The sequence below is a fragment of the Streptomyces sp. RB17 genome (genome assembly GCF_009604455.1).
Lineage (GTDB): Bacteria > Actinomycetota > Actinomycetes > Streptomycetales > Streptomycetaceae > Streptomyces.
This window is the reverse complement of sequence record NZ_WEGL01000004.1, coordinates 627,101-652,291: the sequence shown is the minus strand read 5'-3', so window position 1 is coordinate 652,291 and position 25,191 is coordinate 627,101. Positions and strand designations below refer to the sequence as shown.

Genomic DNA, 25,191 nt, shown 5'->3' with positions numbered 1-25,191 from the left:
GCCCGCGAGCAGAGGAGCTGATGCCTAGTATGACCGACGCCCAACCGAATACGCCATCCCGCTTCGAGTACGGCTACGCGTCATCTCCGGACGAGCCTGGGCAGGCTCCCTTCAATCTGGACGCCGAGAGCGCGGTGCTCGGCGCCTGCATGCACCACAGCCACGTCATCGACACCGTGCGGCCCATCCTGGGCGACAACGCCTTCTACCGGCCCGCCCACGAGACCATCTGGCGCGCGATGCTCGCCCAGCACCGCGAGGACAAACCCACCGACCCGATCGTCCTGACGGAGCTGCTCCAGCAGCAGGGGGACCTGAAGCGTGTCGGCGGCGCCTCGTATCTGCACCGGCTCGCCAGTGCGCTCTACGACGCCGCCAGCGCGGAGCACCACGCGGAGATCATCCGCGCGAAGGCCGACCTGCGCCGTCTTCTCGCCTCCGCCGTCCGCACGGTCCAGCGCGCCCAGGAGCCGGGCGCCGACCCTGAGGCGATACGCAGCGAAGTCGAAGCGGAGATGCGGGCCGAGCGCGAGCGGGCACTCGCCTCGGGCCAAGGACGTCTGAACCGCTTCGCCAAGGACGGGTGGTCCTTCGTCAAGGAGACCGGCGCGGACGCCCAGCCGTTGTGGGGCACCCGCGAGAAGACCGTCTGGGCACCGGGCGAGAGCCTGATGATCGTCGGCGCACCGGGCGTCGGCAAGACCACCCTGGCCCACCAGGTGGTCTTCGCCCGCCTGGGGCTGCAGGAGACGGTCCTGGAGATGCCTGTCGCCCCCAGCAGGCGGGTGCTCTACCTGGCCATGGACCGGCCCCGGCAGATCGCCAGGGCCATGGACCGGCGCGTCTTCGATACCGACGAGAAGATCCTGCGTGAGCGTCTCGTGGTCTGGGAGGGCCCGCTGCCCGCCACCCTCGACAAGGAGCCCGACCTTCTTGCCGATCTTGCCGCGGCCCACCGGGCGGACACCATCGTGATCGACAGCCTCAAGGACGCGGTGAGCACGATGGTCGACGACGGCCTCGCGGTCGCCTTCCACAATGCCCGCATGCGCGCCCTGCGAGGCGGCGTGGAGATCATGGAGCTGCACCACCAGCGCAAGGCCACCGCCGACGCACCGCGTGGCCAGCGCCCCAGCCTGGACCAGGTCTACGGATCCGCCTGGATCACCGCCGGGGCGGGCAGCGTCCTGTTCATCAGCGGCCGGGCAGGCGACCCAGCCGTGACCCTGCACCATCTCAAGACGCCCACCGGGGAGATCGGCCCGCTGGATGTCACCCACGACCACGTGCGCGGCACCACCACGGTCGACCCCAGCAAGGACCCCGCCGTCCTGCTGCGCAACGCCCCAGGCGGGCTGACCGCACGCGACCTGGCGGCCGTCCTGGTCGGCGGCGAGCCCGAACGCGCCGACGTGGAGAAGGCCCGCCGCCACCTGGCCCGCCTCGTCGACAGCGGCCTGGCCACCAAGGCCGACGGCATCGCCGGGGGAGCCGGAGGCGGGCAGCAGACCCGCTACTACGCCTCCGCACGCCACCTCACCGCCGTCGGCTGACCCCTCGCCGGCCCGCGTGAAGCGATCACGCGACCGTACACGCGGCCCTCACGCGAACACCTCGCTGTGAACCGCGCACGGCGTCCACGCTGACCGCAAAACCGCAGGTCAAGCGATCACGCGAGCGTCCACGCCGTACACGCGCCCAAGCGATCACGCGCGGGGCCCCCTTTAGAAGGGGGCCCGCGTGAACGCCCCCTGCGTGAACGCCCCTCACCCCCACCCCACAAGCCCCACCGCACCACCCCCTGGAGAGACCTGACGTGCCCTCCCCTGCCCCGATAGCCCGGGCCACCGAAGGCGGCACTGCCTCGCTCCTGCCGCACTGGGCTCCCACCCCCGCGATGGCCGTGGCGCTTGTTGCCCTGCTCGGCCTCTTCGCCCTGTTCGCCGGATGGCGGGCCCGTCGGCGGCGCCGCCGGCCGTCCGGCCCCAGCCGCTGGCGTGGGACTGTCGCGGTGCCGGTCGCGGCGTTGGCCGCGCTCGGCTGCACCGCGTACAGCGCGGACACCAGCTGGCGGTTCGCCGCCGACTACCTCGACATGGGCGGTACCGCGGAGCGCGTCGCGATGTTCGCCGCTGCCGAGCTGGCCCTGTTCGCCACTGCCCTGATGGCCCGGCAGAACCTCAACGGCCCGAAGCAGGCTCCCGGTCTGCCCGGCACCCTCACGTGGGTCATCACCGCGGTGCAGGTTCTGCCCGCCTACGCCGAGTCCGGGCTGGTCGGCGGCACCGTGCGAGCCTTCGTCGGCCCGGTCATGGCCGCGATGCTGTGGCACCTAGCCATGGGCATCGAGCTGCGCCACCGCACCCCCGACGCCGCCTCGCGCAGCCTGGCCGCCGTCCTCGTCCGCCAGGCCCGCGAACGCCTCCTGGCCCGGCTCGGCATCGCCGACCAGGACGCCGATGCCGCCCGCCTCATCCGCGAGCGCGCGCTGAGCGAAGCCGTCGCCCTGATCCTGCGCGCCGAGTCGATGGCCGACCAGAAGCGCGGCAGGCGGCGGCAGCGACGCCTGACCGAGCGCCTGCACAAGGCTCTGGAGCGGGCCGGCGTCGACGGGGATCCGCTCCAGGACGAGCTGCTGCTGCGCAAGCTCGCCACCCGCAAGCAGGCCCTCAGCCTCGCCTCCCTCACACTGCCGCCGCGCTGGGAAGTCCCGGCCTCCAACCCCGCCCGGGAATCCAGGCGCAGCCGCCCGCGCGCCACCCGCCCGGCACCACTTCCACGGGCAGAGGACGCTGCCCGCCCACACCCATCAGACCCGGGCGACGACGAGGTGCCTCCGGCTGCCCGCCCGCAGCCCGCCCACCCGGGGCCCGGGCTGCCCGCACGGGCAGAAGCTGAGGACAGCCCGGCGCTCACGGCCAACAGCTCGGGCAGCGTGTCGGGCAGGCGCGAGCGGAAACCGGCTGCCCGGAAGAAGCGCGACGACGGCAAAGCCCGTGCCTCCGACGAGGTCATCCTCAAGCACGCTCGCCGCATCTACGAGGAGACCGGCAGCGTCGGCCGCGACCGGGTCGAGGACGCCCTGCGCGCGGTCGGCTACACCGTCTCCAGCGACGGCGTCGGACGAGTCGTCCGCGAGTTCAAGGCGCAGCTCAAGGCCACGGCCTGCGATCCACTCCGCTGATCCCGACAGCACGAGCAATCCCAACCAGACCCCGACCCGAAGGGCCCCATGCACACCCCGTACCACGAAGACCCCACGCCCCACGAGGAATCCCTGCCGACCGCCCCTGCCCCGTCGGGAGCAAGTTGGAGGTCCGGACACTCCCCCGCGGGGGGAGCGCCCGAACCCGTCCCCGCCCCAAGGGTGGCGGGACCCCTCCGGCACCAGGGGGCACCGGACGGGAAGGCTGCGACCGAGGGCGGACCGCAGCCAGGCAAGGCCAGCCGCAAGGGCAAGGCCAGGAAGGGGAAGTCGCGTCCGCGTGACAAGAAGCAGCGCCCCGCTCACAGCGTCCGCCTCAACGAGCTAGAACTCGCCGTCATCCAGTCCGGTGCCGACCACGTCGGCATGAGCGTGGCCGGGTTCCTGGCCCACTCCGCCCTGGCCGCTGCCCGCGACCAGTCCCGCACCGCAGCGGCTATCGCCACCGAGCGGGACATTCTGACGGCCCTGTTCGGTGTGCGTCGTCAGCTCGGCTGGGCGGGCAGCAACGTCAACCAGGCGGTCAAGGCACTCAACTCTGGTGTCGACGCACCGCACTTCGCCGCTGCCCTCGCCGACCTGCAGCGTGCCGCACAGGCCGTCCAACGGGCAGCCGACAGGGTCGCCAACGGGCAGGAGGGCCAGGCGGCTTGATCCCCCGGATCCACCAGCAGGGCAGCAACACCCTCGGGCTTTTGCACTACCTGTACGGCAAGGGCACCCACGAGGAGCACGTCGACCCGCACCTGGTCGCTTCCTTCGACGGCATGGCCCCCGACCCCGGCCGCGACCCCTCTGCGACGAAGGAGGACCTCCAGCACCTCCTCGACCAGCCCCTCGCCCTCCTCGACGCAGACCAGCGCCCCGCCAAGCACGTCTGGCACTGCTCCGTGCGTGCCGCCCCCGACGACCCGGTCCTGTCCGACGAGCAGTGGGGCGACATCGCCCGCCGCACGGTCGCCGCCACCGGCATCGACCCCGGCGACGGCGCCGGCTGCCGCTGGGCCGCCGTCCGGCACGCCGACGACCACATCCACATCATCGCCACCCTCGTCCGCGAGGACGGCCGCCGCCCCGACCACCACCGCTCCGGTAAACGCGCCCAGGCCGAGTGCCGCCTGATCGAAAAGGAACTCGACCTGCACCAGGTCGCGCCCGGGGACGGCACCGCCGCCAAGCGGGCCACCAGCGCGGAGCGGCACAAGGCCGATCGTGCGGGACGGGACCGCCCCGCGCGCGAGGAGCTGCGGGAGACCGTACGGCGCGCGGTGGCCGGCGCGACGGGCGAGGAGGAGTTCTTCGACCAGCTCGCCGCCGCCGGTCTGCTGATCCGCAAGCGCATCGCGCCCTCCGGCGACCTGCTCGGCTACAAAGTCGCCCTGCCCGACGACCGCAACGGCGAGAAGGAGCCGGTGTTCTACGCGGGCTCCACGCTCGCACCCGATCTGTCCCTGCCCCGCATCCGCGAACGTTGGACGCTTCCTACGGAGGCCGCTTCGGCGGACGGCTCGCAGCCGGAGCCGACCCTGCCGGACGTGACAGGTCCCGCGTTCGCACGGCGCCGGGCCACCGCCGCCACGTGGCAGGCCCTGCTGATCATCGACCACGGCGACGACAGCGCAGCAGCAGCCCAGATCGCCGCCGCAGGGGAGATCCTCGACGCCCTCGCCAAGACCTCCGCCGCCCAAACCCGCACCGAACTACGCGAGGCGGCCTTCGCGTTCGAGAGGGCCACCCGCTCCCACATCAAGGCCGTACGCGGGCACGACCGCGCCCTGCGCCAAGCCGCCCGCGACCTCGTCCAGAGCGGGCCCGCCCTCGGCCGCGGCGAAGACGGCGCCACCACCGCCATGCTCATCGACATGGCGTTCTTCCTCGCCATCGCGGCGGCGACCTGGCACGCCAAGAGGCACCACGCCCAGCAGGCGCAGGCCGCCCGCCAGACGGCCGAACACCTCCGCGCCGCCTACCAGGCCGCCGCAATGCAGCCCATGGCCGACCTTGGCCAGCGAGGCCGCCGCATGCCCCAGTCCCTGCGGCACCGGCAGGTGGCCATCCTGCGCCACGCAGTCCCCGACCTGGCCGAACAGATCCTGGCCGAACCCGGCTGGCCCGCGCTCGCCGCCACTCTCGCCGATGCGAAGGACGCCGGCCACGACCCGGCCACCCTGCTCACCGAAGCCACACGACGTCGCGAACTCGGCACCGCCACCTCCATCAGCGACGTCCTCGTATGGCGCCTGCGCCGCAGCGCTCACCTGCCCGCCGCCCCGGAAAACCCCCAGGACACAACCACCCGAGATAAGCGCCACGTCCCTTCTCCGGCGCCCGTCGCACAACCCCCGAACAGGGCAGCGAACGGCGCAGCCCGCCGGCGCTGACCGGACAAGCGCAGGCGGAAGGTAGCCGACGATCCCCGGTTACCGAAACCGGGGATCGTCCGGAGCATCTGATGTCCACAAACCCCACGCCACGCCCCTGGCCCCGCCGTCCCCACCGCAGTCGAGCGCGCATCGCGCCCACCGCCGGCCCGCGCCCGACAAATACCCCAACGTGAAGGCACCGCACGTCATGCCCCGAGCACCACCCGCCCGCACACCCCCGAACCGCTCGCCAGCACCAACCGATCTCACGACACCACACACAAGGAAACCGCCCGTGCCCTCCTCTGTCCGCCCCGAAGTCGTCCTCCTCATCACCAAGTTGGACTTCAGCCACCCCGACATCCGGACGCGCCCCTACCACCGCGACGGACGCCCGTTCACCCGCGCTGAGCGCGACCTGCTGGTCACCTTCACCCCGGAGGAAAAGGCCGCCGCGAAGGCGCAGATACAGGTCGAAGCCGAATGGCAGCGTGAACTCGACGAAATGAGGGACGCCTTCGTCGACCTGCTCATGAAGTACTTCGCCAAGCTCCCCAAGGGATCGGTGGTCGACGACGCCGTCGCCATCATGACCTACGAGGACTACGCAAAGTTCGAACGCCTCGCCGAGATCGTCACCGCGGAAGACACCCTCGAATACCGCGCCCTGTACGAAGAGAACTAACCCGGCGCACACCAACGGCGGCCCACACAGTGGGCCGCCGTTGCGACATGACGGAAACAGCACAAGCGAAACTCCCTGTGCTCACCGCCACTTTTCCCGGTGAACCCAGTCACTTTTCCAAATGTTTCGACCGCGCTCTCCAGTCGCCCTCTGAGAGTGCTCCGTGTACCGGTATCGAGCGTTCCCACGATGTCCAGTGCGGTGTTCATTTTTATGCTCCTGCCGGAGGGCTACCTACGTGTCAACAACAGCCAGCTGCTCGATCTCCGCGAAGACACCGTCATCCACAGTAAATGGCGAGGCCACTGATTCGACCCATCCCCGACGTTCGGCCGAGTTCATGACACTCCACTTTGGATGCATGCGGGCTGCGCGTGCCACAAACTGCCACCGATGAACGTGATGCCTGAGCCGATACCAAGCGCTAATTCGCGCCACCTTCCCGGAGTCGCTACTGGAGCGCATAGCCTCGATAAGTCCGTCTCGCAATCGCCCCAATGCCGCTCCGTAGATCGGACTCATCACGAAGATCTGCGCTTCTTCTGACCCGTCAAACTTGAAGGTGATCGACGCTTTGAGCAGCGACTCAACCTGGGCGAGATCATCGAACTCAACTAGCTCAGCCACCGAACGGGTTCCTTCCCGCATACAAGATATTTTCGGCCGAGACCGCTCCGCAAGGGCGAACTCCTCGGCCTGCGCTGGGAAGACCTCGACCTGGCCGGCGGAACCGTCAGCATCCGGCGCACCCTCCAGCGCACCAACTCCGGCGGCCTGACCGCCCTCCCGACCAAGACCCAGAGTTCCGAACGACGCATCGCCCTGCCAACGCCGTGCCTGCGCTCCCTGGAGCGCCACCGTGGCCGACAGGGCCACGAGCGCGAAGCGGCAGGCAAGAGCTGGAAGGACAGCGGCTACGTGTTTACCCGGCCCAACGGCGCCCCGATCGAAGGGGCCACCCTCACCCGGCACTTCAACACCCTGCTCCGCCGTGCCAGGCTCCGCCGCATCCGCTTCCACGACCTCCGACACTCGGCGGCCACCCTCCTCCTGGAACAGGGCGTCGAACTCGTCGTCATCAAGGAACTCCTCGGGCACGCCCACATCGGCGTCACCGCCACCGTCTACGCCCACGTCCGGCTCCGCCTCCAGCGCGACGCCATCGACCTCCTCGGCCGCGCGCTGCGCGACCCTGCCGAGACCACCAACCAGCCCGACGACGGTGACGAACCGCCGCTTCGTGCAGCATCCGTCCGCTGACGTTGCCGTCAACTACTGCCGTCAGACACCCAGAAGGCCCCGCCGAAATGGATTCCGGCGGGGCCTTCTGATGTGTCTACGAATACAGCTCCAGCCATTCCCAATCGCCGGGACATGTGCTCAGCTCTCGAAGACAGTACTTCAGGCAATTCTGAAGAGTGGGCGCGTCTGTGCGAATCAATTCTCGCTCACCCAGCCCCGGCCCTGACATTACCATCGTCCAGGGTTTGTGACCTGTTTGCATGCGCTCGTGATCAACCTTGAGGAGAACAGTGACGCCAGCTCTCCCCAGCTGATCCATAAGTAGCTCGATATCCACCATCACCGCTCCTGTCAATACCCTCGCAACATAGAGGCGATCTCCCCGACATCCATACTGTGACCTGCTTTTTTCGGAGTAGCGACTCTGGATATGACGCTCCATAGGTCATCCGAAGTGGGTCCACTGGTGATGCCGTTTCGATCCATTAGTTGCGATACGACAGCATGAGCGGTTCGCTTATTTCCATTGTCGAACATGTGACCACCGGCAATGTCTCGAATCACCACCGCCGACTTCTCCCAGAAGCTACCGTAGCGACTGGCGTTGACCATTGTATTCTCGGGAGATCCACGCTCCGCAACCATCCCGCCAAATCCGCGATTCAGCTCCGTTATCTCATCTGGAGAAACGGGATTCTTAAAGCCACCATCACCGCAATTGTGCACGAGGACCGGCGTGGCCCCCGCCATCACATAGTACGTGTGCAGGGTCCCGACGGTGAGGTCGTAGGTCGTCTTGTGCTGGTGGAAGTTGTGGACTGCGGTGAGGGTGACTGTGGTGCCGTCGGGCCGGCGGAGCTTGGTGCCGGGGGTGAGGTTGTGGGCGTCGGTCCAGTGATGGTGGGTGGCGTCCCAGAAGGGGTGGTGCCAGGTGGTGGTGAGGGTCTGCTTGGGCGCGGCGTGAGACTGCGCTTTGTGGGGCGGACCGCGGCTTGGGGCCGTGTCCAGGGTCAGCGTGGTGAAGTCCTTGTCTGTGTGGGTGACGATGACGTTCTGGACTTTCTCCGGGGCCGTGACGCCCGTTTGCGGGTCCGTGGCCAGGACCGTATCGCCGACCGTGACCTTGCTGATCGGTTTGGCTGAGCCGCTTGCCAGGCGGACCGCGGTAGTCGCGACGAAGCTGTGTACGGCACAGCTGGCGGCTTCCGTGCCGGCGCTCTCGGCTTTTTCCGCCTCGGCGATCGCGCGTTCCGAATCCAGGACGCCGTCGGCTATTTTCGCGGCTTCCTCGGCGTCCTTGACCGCGGTGTAGGCGCGGTCGAGGGCTCGCCAGACCTTGAAGGCTTCGATGCCGACCTTGATGGCCTTGAAGACCTTGCCCCAGGGGACGGCGGTCAGGGCGGTGTTGATGCAGCCCATGACGTCGCCCTTGGTGAAGCAGTTGTAGGCGTCGGTGATGCCGAGGACGTCGGCGACCAGGTTGAGCAGGCGGTGCTTGAGGCCGGACGCCTGCTTCCTTGCAGCGGCAGCGGCTGCGTCCGCCGTGGCTTTGGCGCGTGCCACTGCCCGGGCTTCGGCCTGGGGGTCGTACGTCTTCTTGTTGATGTTGCCGCCGCCCGCGCCGCTGCCCTCGCCGAGGCGGTGTCCGTCGGTGCAGTTGCCGTGGTGGCAGTAGGCGGTGTTCGAGCCGCCCGGGTCGACGGGGCCGGTGTCGATGTAGCGGGTGGGGTTGTCCTTGCTGGTGCCGGTGCCGCCGATGGGGTAGCCGACGCCGCACTCGTCAGCCATGCACAGGCCGGACGGGTCGGAGCTGGTGACGGGCGTGTCGTCGGCGTAGTCGTAGGCGTTCCAGGACTGCGGGTCGCCGGGGGCCAGCAGGGGGTCGGGGGCGAGGAATCGGCCGATGGAGGGGTCGTATTCGCGTGCGCCGAGGTTGGTCAGGCCGGTGTTGTCGTCCTGGGTGCCGCCGACGTAGCCGCGCTGGCCGGCCGTCCAGGTGCCGGTCTGGTCGCGTTGCTCGCCGAAGGGTTTGTACTGGCGGCGGGTGACGGCCTGGGTCTGGGAGTCGACGGCGAGGGTGCTGGTGCCCTCGCGGTCGGGGATCAGGTAGGTGAAGTGGCCGTCGGAGGAGTGGGTGGCCACGGTTTCGCCGCCGATGGAGATGTAGCGCACACCGTCGGCGCTCGCGGCGCCCTTCTTGAGGGTGATCTCCTCGTCGCCCGTGTAGAGGGTGGTCGCGTCCGGGCTGCGGCGGATGAGCTGGTTGCCGTCGGCGTCGTAGAGGTACTTGGTGTCGCCGGCGCTGCCGGTGGAGGACAGTTCGGCGAGCTTGCCCTCGTCGTCGTAGGTGAAGGTGTCGGTGCCCGCGCGAGTGGTGCGGGTCTGGACGTTGCCGTCCTCGTCGTAGGTGTAGGTGTTGGTGGTGTTGGCGGTCGGGTCCGCGGGGTTCACCTTGTCTACCTGGGCTACGGCGTGGGCCGGGTGGCCGTTGCCCGTGGTGGAGAAGGGGGTGTAGGTCGCCGTGGTGTCGTGGGAGGTGTCGCCGGCGGGGTCGTGGTCGACCTGACTCTGGCGGGCGCCGGTGGAGTCGAAGGTCCAGCTCTGCCAGTACGGGGAGGGACCGCCCACGGTGGACGAGGCGCCGGGCGCGGGGGTGGCCGCGCAGTCGTCGGTGGCCGTCCAGGCCGCCTTCAGACGCTGTGCCCAGTCGTAGGTGAAGCACTGGGTGTCCGTCTGGCCGGTCTCCAGCTTGTCGGCGATCTTGGTGACGTTGCCGGAGGGCTGATAGGCGTAGGAGGTCTTGTCGGCGACCGCGGCGCCGGACTGCGTGACGGTGGTGGAGCCGGTCAGACGGTGGGACTGGTCGTCGTAACTGAGGGTCTGCTGGGCGAAGTTGCCCGACGTGCCGTAGGTGAACTGCTGCGGCTCGTCGAACTCGGTGTAGGTCAGACCGCTGACGTAGGCCCAGCCATTGGTGTCGCCACCGACGCCGATGGGGCGATCGTAGGCGTCGTAGGTGTAGGAGACCGTCTCTTCCGGCAGCTTGACGGCGGTCGGGTCCTGGTCAGTGTAGGACTGCAACGTGCCGGTGAGGTTGTAGCGGTTCTGGTGGAGGTAAGTGCCGGCCAGTGCACCCTCGGCCGAGGGGATGACGAGTTGGGTGGCCTGGACCCAGCCGTGGCTGTCGTAGCCGAGGACCTTGCTGGTGTAGGCGCTGCCCGAGGTGCCGCCCACGTAGCGGGTGGTGGAAGTGAGTTTGCCCTTCTTCAGCGTGTCGTACGTCCAGGACGCCAGTTCGTTGGCGGCGGACGGGTCGGCACCTCCCGTGGTGTCGAACTCCGCCGTCTTACGGCCCATCTCGTCGTACTTGTAGGCGATGGTCTTGCCGCGGTTGTCGGTGCTGGTCAGCAGCTGGCCGGCGTTGTCGTAGGTGGAGCTGGAGGAGCCGGTGTCGGGGTCGGTCTGGGAGGTGCGGCGGCCCAGCAGGTCGTAGTGGCTGGTCCAGGTGTGGCCCTGGCCGTCGTCCTGGCCGATCTGGTGGCCGGCGGCGTCGTAGGAGTAGGTGACGGTGTCCGCGGTCCCGGAGGGCGTGGTGCCGTGGTAGCGCAGGAGCTTGACCGTCTGGCCGCGTGCGTCGGTGTACGTGGTGGTGGGCGTGGCACCATTCGGCGGGGTGACGTCGACGCGGTCGGAGCCGGGGTAGGCGGTGGTCGTGCGCCAGGTCTCCGACGCGAAGTGGTAGGCGATCGAGTCGGTGACCCGGCCCGCGCCGTCGTAGACCGTTGCGGCCTGGGAAGGGGTCTGGTTGTCGGCCGCGTCCACCAGCGTGCCGGAGGGGGCTCCGCTGTTGTAGTAGGGGTCGGAGCTGCTCACGGCCCAGCCGTGGCTGTCGTAGACGGTGTCGGTGATGACCCGGCCGCCGTCCACGGTCGCCGTCTGCGACTCACGCGGGCGCAGCATCGCGTCGTAGATCGCGATGGAGGTGCGGTAGCTGTTGTTGTCGAGCAGGGTCTGGGTGGTGACCGTGGACGGCGCGCCGGGGTTGAGGTCGTAGCTGTACTTGGTGTTGGGGTTGTTGCTGGTCGAGAAGCCCGGGTTCCATACGGCGGTGAGGCGGCCCAGCGGGTCATAGGTGCTGGTGGTGGAGTAGCTCGCCGCGTCGGTGGTCTTCAGGTCGAGGCCGCGGGCCGGGTCGAGCGTGGTGGTGGTGCTGAAGGCGGTGGTCTGGCCGGTGACCTTGGGCTGGGTGACCTTGACGGAGGTCGGTGCCGCACCGGTGGTGGGGGTGTAGGTCGTGGTGGTGGTGTTGTTGTCGGCGTCGGTCTCGGTGAGTTCGCGGCCGTAGTCGTCGTAGGTGTTCTTCAGCGCGGTGATGTAGTGCGGGGTGCCGTCGCTGGCGACGGAGTCGGCCTTCTGCACCATGGTCACATCGCCCTTGGTGGGCGGCGCGGTGTTGTCCGTGTGGAGGTCGAAGAAGGTCAGGTCGTCACTGATCAGGTCGTCCGGGTACTTCGGGGTGGCGGAGCAGGAGACGGCGACCTCCTGGACGCGGCGCGGTGCGGGCAGGGTGTTGCCCGAGGCGTCCTTGGCGTACCAGGTGCGGGTGCACTTGTCGTCGGTGGTGGTGGAGGTGTCGCCGCGGTCGTCGACGGACGTGGGCAGGCCGGTGGCGTCGTCGATGGTGTAGTCGGTCTCGGTGGTGCGCTGGGTGCCGTCCGCCTTGGTGGTGACGGCCCGGCTGCGCTGGATGTTCATGCGGTGGGCGACCAGATCGTCCAGGCCCGCCTTCGTACGGGACTGGGTCGCCGTGGCCGGTGAGCTCCAGGGGTCGGTGATCTCGTCCGACAGCAGGGTGCCGCCGTCCCCGTTGAAGCCCTCGGTCTCGAAGGCCTGGCCGGCCAGCCAGTCCGAGTCCTTCTGGGAGTCGTCACCGGCGCGGTCGTTGAGGGTGACACTGCGGGTGCCGGAGGAGGTCTTGTCGCCGTCCATGCCCCGGAAGTACGTCTGCTGGGACAGCGTGATCTTCGCCGGCGAGGTGCCCGTGCGGGTTTCGACCTTGCCGTACCCGCGCCACTCGTTCCAGGTACGGTACTTGGCCTGGGTGAGCGGGTCGTCGTTGAAGTGCCAGGCCGGATCGCCGAGGTAGGTGTACGAGGTCTGGACGGGCAGGCCACCCGCGGTCGGGTCCTCGGTCGTGACGGAGTTGACGACGAACTTGTTGAACCAGTCCAGCTGCGGGGAGGTCTGGCCCGGCGGGGTCCAGTACGACGGGTAGCAGCGGTAGGCGTTGTTGTCCTCGCTGGACGGCAGCACCGTGGTGCCGGAGCGGTGACACTGGGGGCCGGAGTAGTTGGCGGTGATCACTTCGCCGGACTCGGTGGTCACGGTGGTCAGGCGGTAGCGGGTGATCGGCTGGTAGCCGTCCAGTCCGTCGACCCGGTTGGCGAGGGCCTGTCCGGCGAACTTGACCGGGGGCAGGGCGAGGCTGCCGCCGTCCTTGCCCGTGTGGGTGATGGAGGACAGCCACAGCGACGGGGTGGTGGTGTCCCCGGTGGAGGGAAAGGTGTGGGTCAGGGACCAGGCGTCGACGTCCTGGTAGGCGGTGCCGACCAAGATCTGGGTGCGGATGCCGGTCAGGCGCTTGGTCGTGAAGAAGGCCGGCCCGTGGTTGTTGCAGGTGCCCGTAGAGGCGCAGGTCTGGTCGACGGGGACGTCGGGCCAGTGCGAGGCGTTGGCCGTCGTCATCTTCGACGTGGCGCAGTCGAAGCTGGAGTCGGGCAGGCAGCGCTCGGAGGTGTCGAAGAAGACCTGGGCGGCGGCGGGCGCGTTGGTGGTGTCGTACACCTTCCCCGCGAGCTGCCCGTACTGGATCTTCGCCAGGTAGCCGCCGCGGGTGTACGGGGTGGCGGTGGTGGCGTTGTCGCGGCCGTAGTAGCCGGTCTCGGGCGTGTACCAGTAGCTGATGGCATTGCCGTGGGGGTCGACGACGTAGTCGAGGTTCCACCGGTAGCCCTGCTGGCACCAGGAGGCGGCGAACGTGGAGGCGTGGCAGGGCTCGCCGGTGTCGTTGCCGTAGACGGGGGCGGTGAACACCGAGTTGGTGGTGGCGTTGCCCGCGGCCCAGCCGGGCAGCCGGTTGAGGCCGAAGTAGTACTGGGTGCCGTCGGCGGTGGTGACGACGAAGTACTCGTGGTCGTTGTCGTCGTTGACCGTGTCGGTCTTGATCTCGATCTTCTCGCCGTTGTCGCCCTGCGGGTGCCAGGTGCCCGTCTTGTCGTCGTGGACGAGGGTGTTGGACGAGCCGTTGAGTGACAGCGTGAGGGTCTGGGCGGCGTCCGACCAGCACTCGTCGGAGGTCTTCGGTGTGCCGTTCGCCGCGTCGTCGGAGCAGGCCGGGTAGCTGCGCTCGACGAACCCGGGCGAGTAGTCCCAGCCGTCGCCGATCCAGGAGGACTGGGCGTTGGTCGAGGAGGTGCGCCCGTCCACGCTCTGCGAGTTGTAGTCCAGGGCGACGGTCGGGTCCAGGCTGCCGGGGACGTCGGGCACCGTGATCGGGTACGAGTAGGAGAACGCGCCGCTGGAGCCGCCGGCGGACCACTGTCCGGACGGGGCCAGTGAGGTGGCCGCGTAGGAGCCGCCGCCTCCGGACGTGCCGGCCACCGCCGCCAGCACCATCGGCTGAGCGGTCGTGGACTGCGCGGCTGCGGTGCGGGTGGGCAGTGTGACGTCGGCGGAGACCGTCTGGGTTTTGGCGTTGTTGGCGGAGGCCAGGGGGCTCTGGGTACGGCAGGCGGCCTTGTCAGGGGTCGTCAGGGCGCAGGCCGGGAGCCGTACCAGGTGCAGCCGCCCGGCCCAGTCGCCGCCGTAGGCGTCCTTGAACGCCGAGTAGTCCAGGCTGAGTCGAGTGCTGCCGCCGGGGGTCTTCGTGTCCGGCTGGACGGTGAAGACGACGCCGCGCATTCCGAGCTTCTGCGCGGCCGTCTGGCCCGGAAGCCGCACGTGCAGCTTGGTACCGGACGGTGCGCGGCGCCCGTGCTTGGCGGCTGTCAGGGACACCGGCAGGTGGCCTGCGTGCTGGTCGGCCGCTCCGCGGCCCGGTACCGCCGCATCGGCACTGCCGGCCGTGGGCCAGGCTCTGTGCGCCGTGCCGGGGTTCCAGCGGGCCATCCGTGGCACGGCGACGCCCTTGCCCTTGACGGGCCTCACCGAGATGGACCGTTCCTTCTTCGTCTTGACGAGATAGTTGGGCCGGTGGCCCGCGGCGAGTGCGGCCTGAGGAGTGATCAGGCCGACCAGCAGCCCGAGTGCGGTGATGACGGCGATCCAGAAGGCAGGGACTTTACGTATCCGCATCGCTCTTCCGTAAATCCGCCACAGCGAATTCCGACGCACTCCGGACCCCCCAATTCAGCGTGACTGCCGAAGGGATATTCGATCAGCGTGAAGGCTCTTTTCACAGGGCCTTCACGGTATGGATCCCGTATAGAGACGGTCACGAACCACCCTCGAGGCAGCCAAGAAACGGCAGGTCGACCCTCAATTTCCCCACGGGCCAGGCCGATTGACCAAGAACGTCTCCAACGGTCTGCATGTGCAGCAAAATTGCACATACCACACACTTGCCGACGGGATAAGCGGGCGTCAACTTCCAGTCGCTGGTTGTTCTTTTGACGCAATCCCGGGTAGCCTCCTCGCGCCTATCGGCTCTTTTTTCATCGGACGCAACCTGGGGGGCAGATGTCCGGTCCTTTCCGCCCGCGCAACGCGAACAGATCATTCAAAAAGAACCCGCGGATACCCGGCCGTCTTCTGATCACAGCCGTCGTCGGTGCGCTGTCACTGTCCCTGGCACCTGCCATACCTGCCGCGGCTGACGGAGGCGGCACGCCGCCCCTCTCCACGCCGGCGCCGCCCCTGCCGGAGTCTCATCCGGACGGCCCGCTGGGCACCACCCGTACTGCGGACGACTCAGGATTGAGCAAGGACCAAGAAGCAGCTCTGGCAGCGGCCCAGGGCAAGGCGGCCAGCACGGGCAGCCCCGTCCAGGTGGACGCCTTGACCACCGAGACCGCCACGGTCCAGGCCAACCCCTCGGGCACCGTCACCTGGACCACCAGTCTGCTGCCCGAACGCGTCCGCAAGGACGACGCGTGGGTGCCGGTCGATGCGACCCTGCAGCAGAACGACGACGGCAGCTACAGCCCCAAGGCAGCGGCAGAGCCCCTGGCCTTCTCCGGCGGCGGCAGCGCGCCCCTGGTGTCCATGACGAGCGGCAAGGCCCAACTGGCCTTCTCCTGGCCGCAGACGCTGCCGAAACCGACCGTGTCCGGTGCCACGATCACCTATCCCGACGTGCTCAAGGACGTGGATCTGAAGCTGACGGCCAACACCGTCGGCGGGTTCTCCGAGCTGATCGTCGTCAAGACCGCCGAGGCGGCCGACGACCCGGCCCTGGCCACCCTGAAACTGGCCACCCACGCCACCGGCGTGACCGTGTCCGACGACGGACACGACAACCTGCAGGCCACCACCTCGGCGGGCCAGGTGATGTTCAGCGCCCCCCAGCCTGTGATGTGGGACTCCTCCTCCGACGGCGCCACCACGCAGTTGCTCACCACGCCCCTCGACACGGCGAGCGCGGCGTCCAGCGATAGCGCCGGCACGGACGACGGCTCTTCCGGTCCCGGCGTCGGCTCCCAGGTGGCGCGGGTCGCGGACGACGTCACCGGCGGCACCCTGTCCCTGACGCCGGACCAGAAGCTGCTCGGCGGTTCCAGCACCCACTACCCGGTCTACATCGACCCCAGCTGGAACCCGCACTACGCCTCCGGCGGCAAGCAGCACTACGTCGAAACCCAGCAGGGCTGCCCATCGGCGAAGAACTACGACTCCACCCAGTACGGCGACCCCGGCGTCGGCTACAACAGCTGGTCGGGCTGCATCGGCACCGAGCGCTCCTACTTCCAGCTCGGCATCCCCTCCACCGTCTGGGGCACCCACATCGTCAACGCCACGGTCGACGTCAAGGAGAACTACTCGGCCAGCTGCAGCCTCTCCTCGGACATCAAGCTGTACCTGACCGGCGCCATCAGTGCCGGCACGAACTGGAACAACAAGCCCAGTCTCTCCAGCTATCTGAAGAGCAAGAGCTTCGGTCCGGCCTGCACCAGCGAACCCTCCGGCGGCTTCGACGTGACCGGCACCATCGCCGACAAGGCCGCCGCGAAGGACTCCAGCTGGACCTTCGCCCTGGTCAATAGCCAGCAAGGCAGCGGTGACGGCAACTACTTCAAACGGGTCGCCAACAACCCCTCCATGTCGGTCGAGTTCAACCACGTACCCGGCAAACCGGGCAGCCTGGCCGCCAAGTTCGGCACGCACTCGGTCGGCTGCGGCACCACCGCCCCCTACCCCGTCATCGGCAAGACCCTCATCACCACCCCGCCCACCCTCAACGCTGTCGTCAGCGACGGCGACAAGGACGACCTGGCGGCGACCTACAAGTACTGGGTCAACGGCGGCACCTCCACCACCACGACCAGCGCCACCGTCTCCAGCGGCCAGAACGCGCCCAAGCAGCTGTCCTCCTCGTTCATGAGCGGCCTGAAGACCGGCGACACGGTCGGCTGGAACGTCACCTCCAGCGACGGCGAGGACACCAGCGCTGCCTCCTCCAGCTGCCACTTCACCGTCGACCTCACCGCACCGGCCGAGCCGACCGTCAAGGACAAAGACGGCACGTATCCCGAGGACTCCCCCGGCATCACCGCAGCGGGCACCACGGGGCACTTCACCCTCAGCACCAACAGCGCCACCAAGTTCCTCTACAACCTCGACGTCAGCCCGCCCACCTCCAACACGCCGAGCTCCGAGGTCGCCACCGCCTCCAGCAACAGTGCGACGATTTCCGTCACCCCCACCGCCCCGGGCACGCACACCCTCTACGTCTACGCGGTCGATGCCGCGGGGAACGTCTCCACTCAGCAGCAGTACCAGTTCACCGCGCTCGGGCACACCGGCAAGACCTACGCCAGCCTGAAGGACGCGTTCAACAACACGGCCGTCACCGACGACAACAGCCAGGCAGCCGCCGACGCCGACGGCGTGGGCGCCACCATCTCCCTGCAGGACCTCAAGGCGGCCGGCTGGCAGCCCGGCGGCAAGATCACCGTGGACGGCGCCGCCTTCACCCTGCCCAGCTTCGCCTCCACCTCCGGCGACAACGTCATGGCCGCCAACCAGACCATCCAGATGAACGGCACCGGCCGCGCGCTGGTCTTCCTCGGCTTCTCCACCTACGGCTTCGTCAGCTCCCAGCGCGCCGAGGACGACTACTCCAGCCCCGTCATCCCCGACGGCACCTCCGTCAGCGGCACCGAATGCACCCTCGGCAACGGACAGTACGAAGACTGCCGGGCCGGCGGCCCCTACGGATCCGTCACCTACGCCGACGGCACCACCGGCGCCTACCACCTGACCATCCCCGACTGGGTCTACGGCTCAAACGCCCTGGCCGCCGTCACCCTCCCCCACCGCAACCACACCAGCGGCACCCAGGAGACCCGCAGCACCAACATCTACGCCTTCGCCGTCCCCCTCAAGCCGGGCGCCCAGATCAGCTCCGTCACCCTGCCCGACCTGAGCAGCGCCGCCCGCCAGGACGTCCCCGGACTGCACCTGTTCGGCATGGCCCTCCGCGACACCACCACCGCCCCCGCCGGCGCGAAGTGGACCGGCGCGTGGAGCTCTCCCAACGAAGGCGCGTTCAACTACGAAGGCACCGACTACAAGGACCAGACCTTCCGCATCGCGGCGAACCCCAGTGTCGCCGGATCCAGCGTCCGCATCCGGCTGTCGAACGCCCTCGGCCGCACGCCGCTGACCATCGACCACACCACGATCGCCACCCAGTCCGCCGGCGCCGCCCCCACCACCACCCCCGCCGATCTCACCTTCAACGGGGGCAGTAAATCGGTCACCATCCCGGTCGGAGGCGAGGTCTACAGCGACCCGACCGCCTACACCGCCACACCCGGCAAACGCATCATGATCAGCCTCCACCTCGCCGGCAGCACTCCGTACCTCGTCCAGCACAGCTGGGCCAGCGCCGCCGTGCAGTACGTCAGCGCCGTCGGCTCCGGTGACCACACCACGGACACCGCCACCACCTCCTTCACCGGCACCGGCGTGCAATGGGGCGAGTTCACCGACATCCTCACCGGCATCGACGTCACCACCAGCGGAAACCAGCCCACCGTGGCCGAACTCGGTGACAACCTCACCGACCCCTTCGCCAGCGGCACCAAAGCCGGCCTCGTCACCCCCCGCGTCTCCGACGACCTCGCCGCCGCCCTGCGCACCAACAACCAGCAGATACCCGACTACGGTGTCGTCGCATCCGGCATCGAGAACAACCGCGTAGCCACCGATCAGGCCCAGGGCGGACCGGCCGTGCTCACACGCCTGGACCGCGACGTCCTCGCACTTCCCGGCATCACCACCGTGATCGTCGACGAGGGCCTGAAAGACATCGTCGCCGGCACCGGCGACACGGATCTTGAGCAGAGCTACGACCAACTCCTGGCCCAACTACGCGGCTGGGGCATCAAGGTCGTCCTCACCACCCTCACTCCCTGCCAGGGCTACACCCCCTGCACCACCGAAGCAGACACCAACCGCGTCGCCACCAACACCTGGATCACCGACCAAGTCGACTTCAGCACCCCGACCGTCAACTGCCTCGACGCCGAATCAGCCGTCGCCGTCCCCGACCCCACCAGCCAGGCAGACCCCACACCTCTGATCCTCAACACCGACACCGCACCCAACGACGACGACCCCGGCGACCACATCAACCTCACCACCGACGCCTACAAAACCATCACCAACACCATCGACCTGACCACACTCGGACCCGACAACTGACCACCACCCACCACCAGACAGCGCCCCCGCCTCATCGAAGCGGGGGCGCCGTGCGCTGAACACAACCGCCACCCTCAGCAGCGGCTGCCGGGCCGGGGTGCAGCCACGACCGGGTGTGGCGAGCGCAACTGAACGGGCACCGGAACCTGCGGCGCATCCTCCGGCGTCTGTTGGCCGGCGTTGGGATGAGGGCCGTCGAGAAGAGAGATCTGCAGGTCTCGGGTGCGGTTGAACATGCGGAACTTCTCGACGCGCTTGCCGGACGGCACGAGTCCGTGTCGCTTCGCGAAATCGATGACACGCCGTCACTCCACCACTTGGGCTTCGTCGGGTGCGTGGATGACGACCTGCCGCTCCGCGACGAGCTGTTCGATGAGCCGGCTCGCCTTCGCCCGCCGCGCTACGGGGATGGTCCTCTCGCTGTACGAGGCACCGCCCTTCGCCGTCTTCTTCGCGCCCTTCTCCGTGCCGCGTTTGGGCGCCACGTCCCGCTGTTCGCTCTCAGGTTCCACCTTCGCGGGGCGGCTTTGCGGCTGACGGGTCGGTATCGCGGTCTGCTTGTCTTCAGCCGTGTGCTCTGGGTGGTCCGGATGGTGTCCGTGCTGGAGGTAGAACTTCCCGGCCTCTGTCACCTCAGCCGAGAGAACTCCCCGGCTACGCCGTACTGCCAGCAGTCCGCGGTCCCGCAGCGCGTAGGCAGAGCGCCTGTCGCTCAGCTCCTGCGCGGTGAGCTCCTCGCCCGCCTCCAGGCGGCCAAGAAGCGCTCGTTGCCGATCATTCAAAGGGGACCAGCGATGCATGGCATCAGCTCACATTCTCTCGCCGAGACGGGCAATCACTCGTTCGGGTTGGACCGCCTCAGCGGCAAGCCACCTGTCATCTGCAGGCTGCACGTCCAAAGCAAATGTGCGGGGGCAACCTCCCGCTGCGTGTGCATCCTTGAGTAGGCGGTCGTCAGCCTGGGAGAAATCTGGGAGATGATCTTCCCCCAGAGACCCGCCGAGGCAACGCGAGACCACCTCAACCCAACCCCTTGACCAGGGAAGACTCGCATCCAACCCGGTAGCGATCTTGTTCGAACCTCATTCGGGACGAAGAGGTCGTGGGTTCAAATCCCGCCACCCCGACAGCCGTAACACCAGGTCAGGGCCGGTTTCCCTTCACAGGGAACCGGCCTTGACTCGTTCCGCAGGGTCCCTGGGGAGTGAACCGGGAGTGGATCAAGGAAATCGACTCCCCGAACGTCACCCTTGACGCGTTCTCAACAGCGCATCGAGCGCGCGCACCGGTGACCGCGGGTGCATGGCAGAACGTGCCGCCAACGCCCCTTCCCACTGCTCGGTCAGTTCGTCCATGAGCCGGATCCTCATCCGCGCCGTGATGTGCGAGTAGCGGGCTTGCACAGAGCCATCCTCGTGCCCCATCCGTTCGTCCATGAGCTTGGGCGGGGTCCCGAGTTCCTCCATGACTGTCTTGTGGGAGTGCCTGAGCCCGTGCGGAGTGAGCCCTCGTGCGATCGGCAGCCAGCACGCGTCGGCACGGCCCGAGGCATTCCGACCCCGCGCCGGCACTCCCGGCCAGGGGTGCGCCATCACGGGTACGGGGCGCGCCTCCTGCGGGGCCTTCTTCGGGTACCACCCCGTCGTGGCCGGATGGAACAGCCAGGTCGCGAAAAGCAGCCGTAGGTGCAGGTCAAGGCCGTCCCGCTGCGGCTCACGCCCGGGGGTTTCAAATGATGAGTTTGGTGCCTTGAAGGAGCACTATCTCGCTACGCTCGCTGTACATGAAGGGGGCGGTATGACGGGTGTTGAGATCGCGGTCGGCTATGTGTTCGCGTGGGCGGTGCGTAAGGCCCATCGGGTGGCGGGGCGGGCGGATGCCGAGGTGGATCTGGCCATCGACAGGGCGATGGACCGTGTGCATGGCGTGGTGGCCCGTCAGCTAGGCAATGATCCCGAGCTGGAGCGGCTGGAGGCTGAGGCGGGGGCCGGCCAGGATGAGCCGAGTGCTCTGACCCGGCAGCGTGTCGAGGCGGCTGTCTCCCGGGCTGTGGACGAGGACGCCGACTTCGCGCGGGATCTGGATGAGGCGGTGTCTGCGGTGCAGGAGGCGGCGCGGGCGGCAGGTGGTGCGGCGGCGGGGGCGTATGGGCTGGCTGTGAGTGGTGATCTGTCGGTGAAGGCGGAGGGGGGTTCCTTCGCGGCGGGTGTGGCCAACATCCGGGACGGGGTGCGGTTGGGGAACCCTCAGCAGCCGGGGACGGACCGGGCCTGACCGGCCCCGGCGAACCAGAGGCCCCCTGGTCGGGCGTACGGGCAAGCAACGGAGCGTTTGCCGCGGGCGAGTTCCGGGCGGACAACGTCTACGTCGGTACGTCCGGAGCCGCACCTGAACCTGTCGCAGTCACGGTGGCGCCACCGCTGGGGCTGCGCGATCCGAAGCGCCCTGTGCGGGGCCGTGATGAACTCCTGGGACAGGTGGAGGCGGCGCTGTCCGCTCCGGGAAGCCGACTGGTGCAGGTGCTGTGCGGGATGGGCGGTTCGGGGAAGACCGCTATGGCTCTGGAGCTCGTGACCCGGTGGCTCGGTCGTGGCGAGCAGGTGTGGTGGGTCGACGCGCGACAGGAGAGCACGCTTGAGGCGGGACTGCGGGCTGTGGCCCGGCAGGCTGGTGCTCCCGAGGATCAGCTACGGGCCGGTGACACAGCTGATGTGCTGTGGTCGCATCTGGCCCGGTACGAAGGGCGGTGGCTCCTGGTGGTGGACAACGCGGACGACCCGGTGCTGCTCGACGGTCCCGGGCAGCTCAGCGAAGGCACCGGCTGGATCCGGCGCCCCGCCGACAGCCGTGGCAGCGTCCTGGTCACCACCCGCGACAGCACCCCGCAGACCTGGGGCAGCGCCTGCGCCCTGTACCCAGTGCGCCCCCTGACCGGCGACGACCTCACGAACGCCGTACAGATCCTGCGTGACCATGCGGGCGCAGTGGCAGGTTCGTCGGACGACGCCCGGCGTCTGGCCGAACGCCTGGGGGGTCTGCCCTTGGCTCTGCAACTGGCTGGCACCTACCTCGCCGACGCCAACAATGTGCCGGCCCCCTACCGCGAGCCGGGTACGCCCGTGGATTTCGGCTCCTACCAGGCCGCGCTGGACCGGGGCCTTGAGTACGTGGACCGGGGCAACGTCATCGCCCAGACCTGGGCCATGTCTGTGAAGCTGCTGGATCAGCGCGGTCTGCCCCTTGCCCGGCCCCTGCTGCGACTGATCGCAACCTTCGCCGATGCCCCACTGCCGTACACCCTGCTCCTGACCCCGCAGACGCTGGCCTCCTCCGGGGAACTGGCACACCTTGACGGGCCTGGCGTGTGGAGCCTGCTCACGGCCCTGGCAGGACTTGGTCTGATAGACCTCCAACCCGCAACCGGCTCCAATCCAGTGCCCACACTGCGTGTGCATCCGTTGGTTCGGGACGCAAGCCTTGATCAAGTGGCACTCGGCACTGCCGTTAGCGCACTTCACAACGCAGCCTTCGCGGACGAGATGGGGAAACCGGAAGAGCCGGAGTACTGGGAGTACTGGCGGCTCCTGCAACCCCACGCTTGGCACCTTTTCCACCACGTCACGGTCACCGAACCGCCCGATCAAACGACCACAGAGACAGCAGCCCGAACAGCCAGTTCTGCGGCCCGCTATTTGCAGGTAAAAGGCCTGTACGGGCAGGCCCGCAGCGAGTACGAAGCGGTCCTCGCCTACCGGCGCAACGCCCTCGGCGACACCCACCCGCAGACTGTCCTTACCCGGCATAACCTCGCCGGGGTGCTGCGCGATCTGGGGGAGGTGGAGCTGGCCCGCAGCGAGTACGAGGCCATCCTCGCCCACGAGCGTGAGGTCCTTGGTGAGACCCATCCTCACACCCTCACCGCCCGGCATAACCTCGCCGGGGTGCTGCAGGATCTGGGGGAGGTGGAGCTGGCCCGCAGCGAGTACGAGGCCATCCTCGCCCACGAGCGTGAGGTCCTTGGTGAGACTCACCCAAGCACTCTCACCACCCGGCACGAACTCGCCGGGGTGCTGCGCGATCTGGGGGAGGTGGAGCTGGCCCGCAGCGAGTACGAGGCCATCCTCGCCCACGAGCGTGAGGTCCTTGGTGAGACTCACCCAAGCACTCTCACCGCCCGGCACGAACTCGCCGGGGTGCTGCAGGATCTGGGGGAGGTGGAGCTGGCCCGCAGCGAGTACGAGGCCATCCTCGCCCACCGGCGTGACGTCCTTGGTGAGACTCACCCCAACACCCTCACCGCCCGGCACAGCCTCGCCGGGGTGCTGCGCGATCTGGGGGAGGTGGAGCTGGCCCGCAGCGAGTTCGAGGCCGTCCTCGCCCACGGGCGTGACGTCCTTGGTGAGACTCACCCCCACATCCTCACCGCCCGGCATAACCTCGCCGGGGTGCTGCAGGATCTGGGGGAGGTGGAGCTGGCCCGCAGCGAGTTCGAGGCCGTCCTCGCCCACCGGCGTGACGTCCTTGGTGAGACTCACCCAAGCACTCTCACCACCCGGCACAGCCTCGCCTGGGTGCTGCGCGATCTGGGGGAGGTGGAGCTGGCCCGCAGCGAGTACGAGGCCATCCTCGCCCACCAGCGTGACGTCCTTGGTGAGACTCACCCAAGCACTCTCACCACCCAGCACAACCTCGCCTGGGTGCTGCGCGATCTGGGGGAGGTGGAGCTGGCCCGCAGCGAGTACGAGGCCATCCTCGCCCACCGGCGTGACGTCCTTGGTGAGACTCACCCGAGCACTCTCACCACCCGGCACAACCTCGCCTGGGTGCTGCGCGATCTGGGGGAGGTGGAGCTGGCCCGCAGCGAGTTCGAGGCCGTCCTCGCCCACCAGCGTGACGTCCTTGGTGAGACTCACCCGAGCACTCTCACCACCCAGCACAACCTCGCCAACCTTAGACAGCCTCGTGCAGTCGACTGAAAGGATCAGTCTGACTTGCCTTTCGACAGAGGCTTGGGGGGCGAGGAGAGGCGGGAGAGACTCGCGTTCCTGATTCCCTCAAATGCCCCCGGTAGTGTCCGCCGCAGGAAGAACCGCAGGATAAGAACGATGGACGGAGCCGCTGTACATCCGCCGACTCGATCAGTTGGAGCGAGCCGCAAGCGACTCGCTGGCCCTAATCATTGACTGTGGATCGAGGCCTTCAGTGTCTCAGTCCTGGTCTCAATCTGCCCGGAGTCCGGTGTCGTCCGCCGTCGTCTGTCGTGGTCGGAGCACCCGGCTGACTAGGGGTGACTCGCGCTGAGCGGACGGCCGTGGACACCCCCGGACCAAGATCGGACAACTCGTAATGCGTAGGTCCGCCACGTCGCCAGGCAGGCGCGGAGCGGATCCGCACCGGCCAGCCTGCCGGCGCTCTGAGGCTCGACCCCCGGCACACGATCGACCTGGCGTGCGTCCGCCACCACCGCGAACGCTGGCGCCAGTAGGCCACGGTCTGGCGGCAGGATTTGAGTTCTGTTCGCCAGGTGTTCCGTTGGCAACGGATGTTGGACCTAGCCCGCTGTAAAGAGGGCTGCTACGACTCGGTTGGCCAGGCCGTCAACACGGTGCCGGTCTCCTCGTCGGTCAGGGTGACGCGCGGCTCCGGCATGTTGCCGACCGAGCCGATCCAGCGCTTGTACTTGGCGCGCGCGGTCTCCTCGCTCACCCACCAGCCGTGCTGTATCGGCCGGCCGCCTGAGGTGACTAGCACGTGGTAGCGGCCCGGGCTGG

At 68.4% G+C, this 25,191-nt stretch carries 11 protein-coding genes and 2 pseudogenes; 9 read left to right on the top strand and 4 right to left on the bottom strand.

What is annotated here, in order from left to right:
• Positions 1 to 29 precede the first annotated feature (29 nt).
• The 6 genes and pseudogenes from SRB17_RS20835 to SRB17_RS20810 all read left to right on the top strand — a co-directional run.
• On the top strand, positions 30 to 1,553 hold the full coding sequence (locus tag SRB17_RS20835) for a DnaB-like helicase N-terminal domain-containing protein (RefSeq protein ID WP_228396147.1): 1,524 nt from the start codon (positions 30 to 32) through the stop codon (positions 1,551 to 1,553).
• Between the two features lie 344 nt (positions 1,554 to 1,897).
• Entirely contained in the window at positions 1,898 to 3,184 is a 1,287-nt protein-coding gene (locus SRB17_RS20830) for a hypothetical protein (protein WP_153541282.1), read from the top strand.
• A gap of 183 nt (positions 3,185 to 3,367) precedes the next feature.
• The gene (locus SRB17_RS20825) at positions 3,368 to 3,859 is read left to right on the top strand and encodes a mobilization protein (RefSeq protein ID WP_323376002.1); all 492 of its coding nucleotides are present in this window, start codon (positions 3,368 to 3,370) and stop codon (positions 3,857 to 3,859) included.
• The gene (locus tag SRB17_RS20820; protein WP_153540783.1) at positions 3,856 to 5,586 is read left to right on the top strand and encodes a relaxase/mobilization nuclease domain-containing protein; all 1,731 of its coding nucleotides are present in this window, start codon (positions 3,856 to 3,858) and stop codon (positions 5,584 to 5,586) included. Before SRB17_RS20825 ends, SRB17_RS20820 begins: the two co-directional genes overlap by 4 nt.
• Positions 5,587 to 5,863: 277 nt before the next feature.
• Positions 5,864 to 6,253, top strand: coding sequence for a hypothetical protein (locus tag SRB17_RS20815; RefSeq protein ID WP_153540781.1), 390 nt, complete (start codon positions 5,864 to 5,866; stop codon positions 6,251 to 6,253).
• Positions 6,254 to 6,925: 672 nt separating this feature from the next.
• Positions 6,926 to 7,513, top strand: a pseudogene (locus tag SRB17_RS20810) (site-specific integrase); the annotation flags it as partial.
• A 333-nt stretch (positions 7,514 to 7,846) separates the two neighbouring features.
• Here the strand turns inward: SRB17_RS20810 and SRB17_RS47615 are convergent.
• Positions 7,847 to 14,848 (bottom strand): RHS repeat-associated core domain-containing protein, encoded by a 7,002-nt coding sequence (locus SRB17_RS47615; RefSeq protein WP_267133441.1) that lies wholly within the window; start codon positions 14,846 to 14,848, stop codon positions 7,847 to 7,849.
• 621 nt (positions 14,849 to 15,469) lie between these two features.
• On the opposite strand from SRB17_RS47615, the gene SRB17_RS20800 reads away from it, so the two are divergent.
• On the top strand, positions 15,470 to 19,420 hold the full coding sequence (locus SRB17_RS20800) for a hypothetical protein (protein ID WP_228396146.1): 3,951 nt from the start codon (positions 15,470 to 15,472) through the stop codon (positions 19,418 to 19,420).
• 305 nt (positions 19,421 to 19,725) lie between these two features.
• Here the strand turns inward: SRB17_RS20800 and SRB17_RS20790 are convergent, their stop codons facing one another.
• Together SRB17_RS20790 and SRB17_RS20785 are read right to left on the bottom strand one after the other, a co-directional pair.
• The gene (locus SRB17_RS20790) at positions 19,726 to 20,220 is read right to left on the bottom strand and encodes a hypothetical protein (protein WP_153540775.1); all 495 of its coding nucleotides are present in this window, start codon (positions 20,218 to 20,220) and stop codon (positions 19,726 to 19,728) included.
• A gap of 444 nt (positions 20,221 to 20,664) precedes the next feature.
• Positions 20,665 to 21,093, bottom strand: a pseudogene (locus SRB17_RS20785) (tyrosine-type recombinase/integrase); the annotation flags it as partial.
• Positions 21,094 to 21,217: 124 nt separating this feature from the next.
• Here SRB17_RS20785 and SRB17_RS20780 point away from each other — a divergent pair.
• Positions 21,218 to 21,694: a chromosome partitioning protein gene (locus tag SRB17_RS20780; RefSeq protein WP_153540771.1), complete on the top strand. Its 477-nt coding sequence runs from the start codon at positions 21,218 to 21,220 to the stop codon at positions 21,692 to 21,694.
• Positions 21,695 to 21,828: 134 nt separating this feature from the next.
• Positions 21,829 to 24,396, top strand: coding sequence for a tetratricopeptide repeat protein (locus SRB17_RS20775; RefSeq protein WP_323376001.1), 2,568 nt, complete (start codon positions 21,829 to 21,831; stop codon positions 24,394 to 24,396).
• Positions 24,397 to 24,994: 598 nt separating this feature from the next.
• Here SRB17_RS20775 and SRB17_RS47610 read toward each other — a convergent pair.
• Positions 24,995 to 25,126 (bottom strand): hypothetical protein, encoded by a 132-nt coding sequence (locus SRB17_RS47610; RefSeq protein WP_267133440.1) that lies wholly within the window; start codon positions 25,124 to 25,126, stop codon positions 24,995 to 24,997.
• Positions 25,127 to 25,191: the final 65 nt, after the last annotated feature.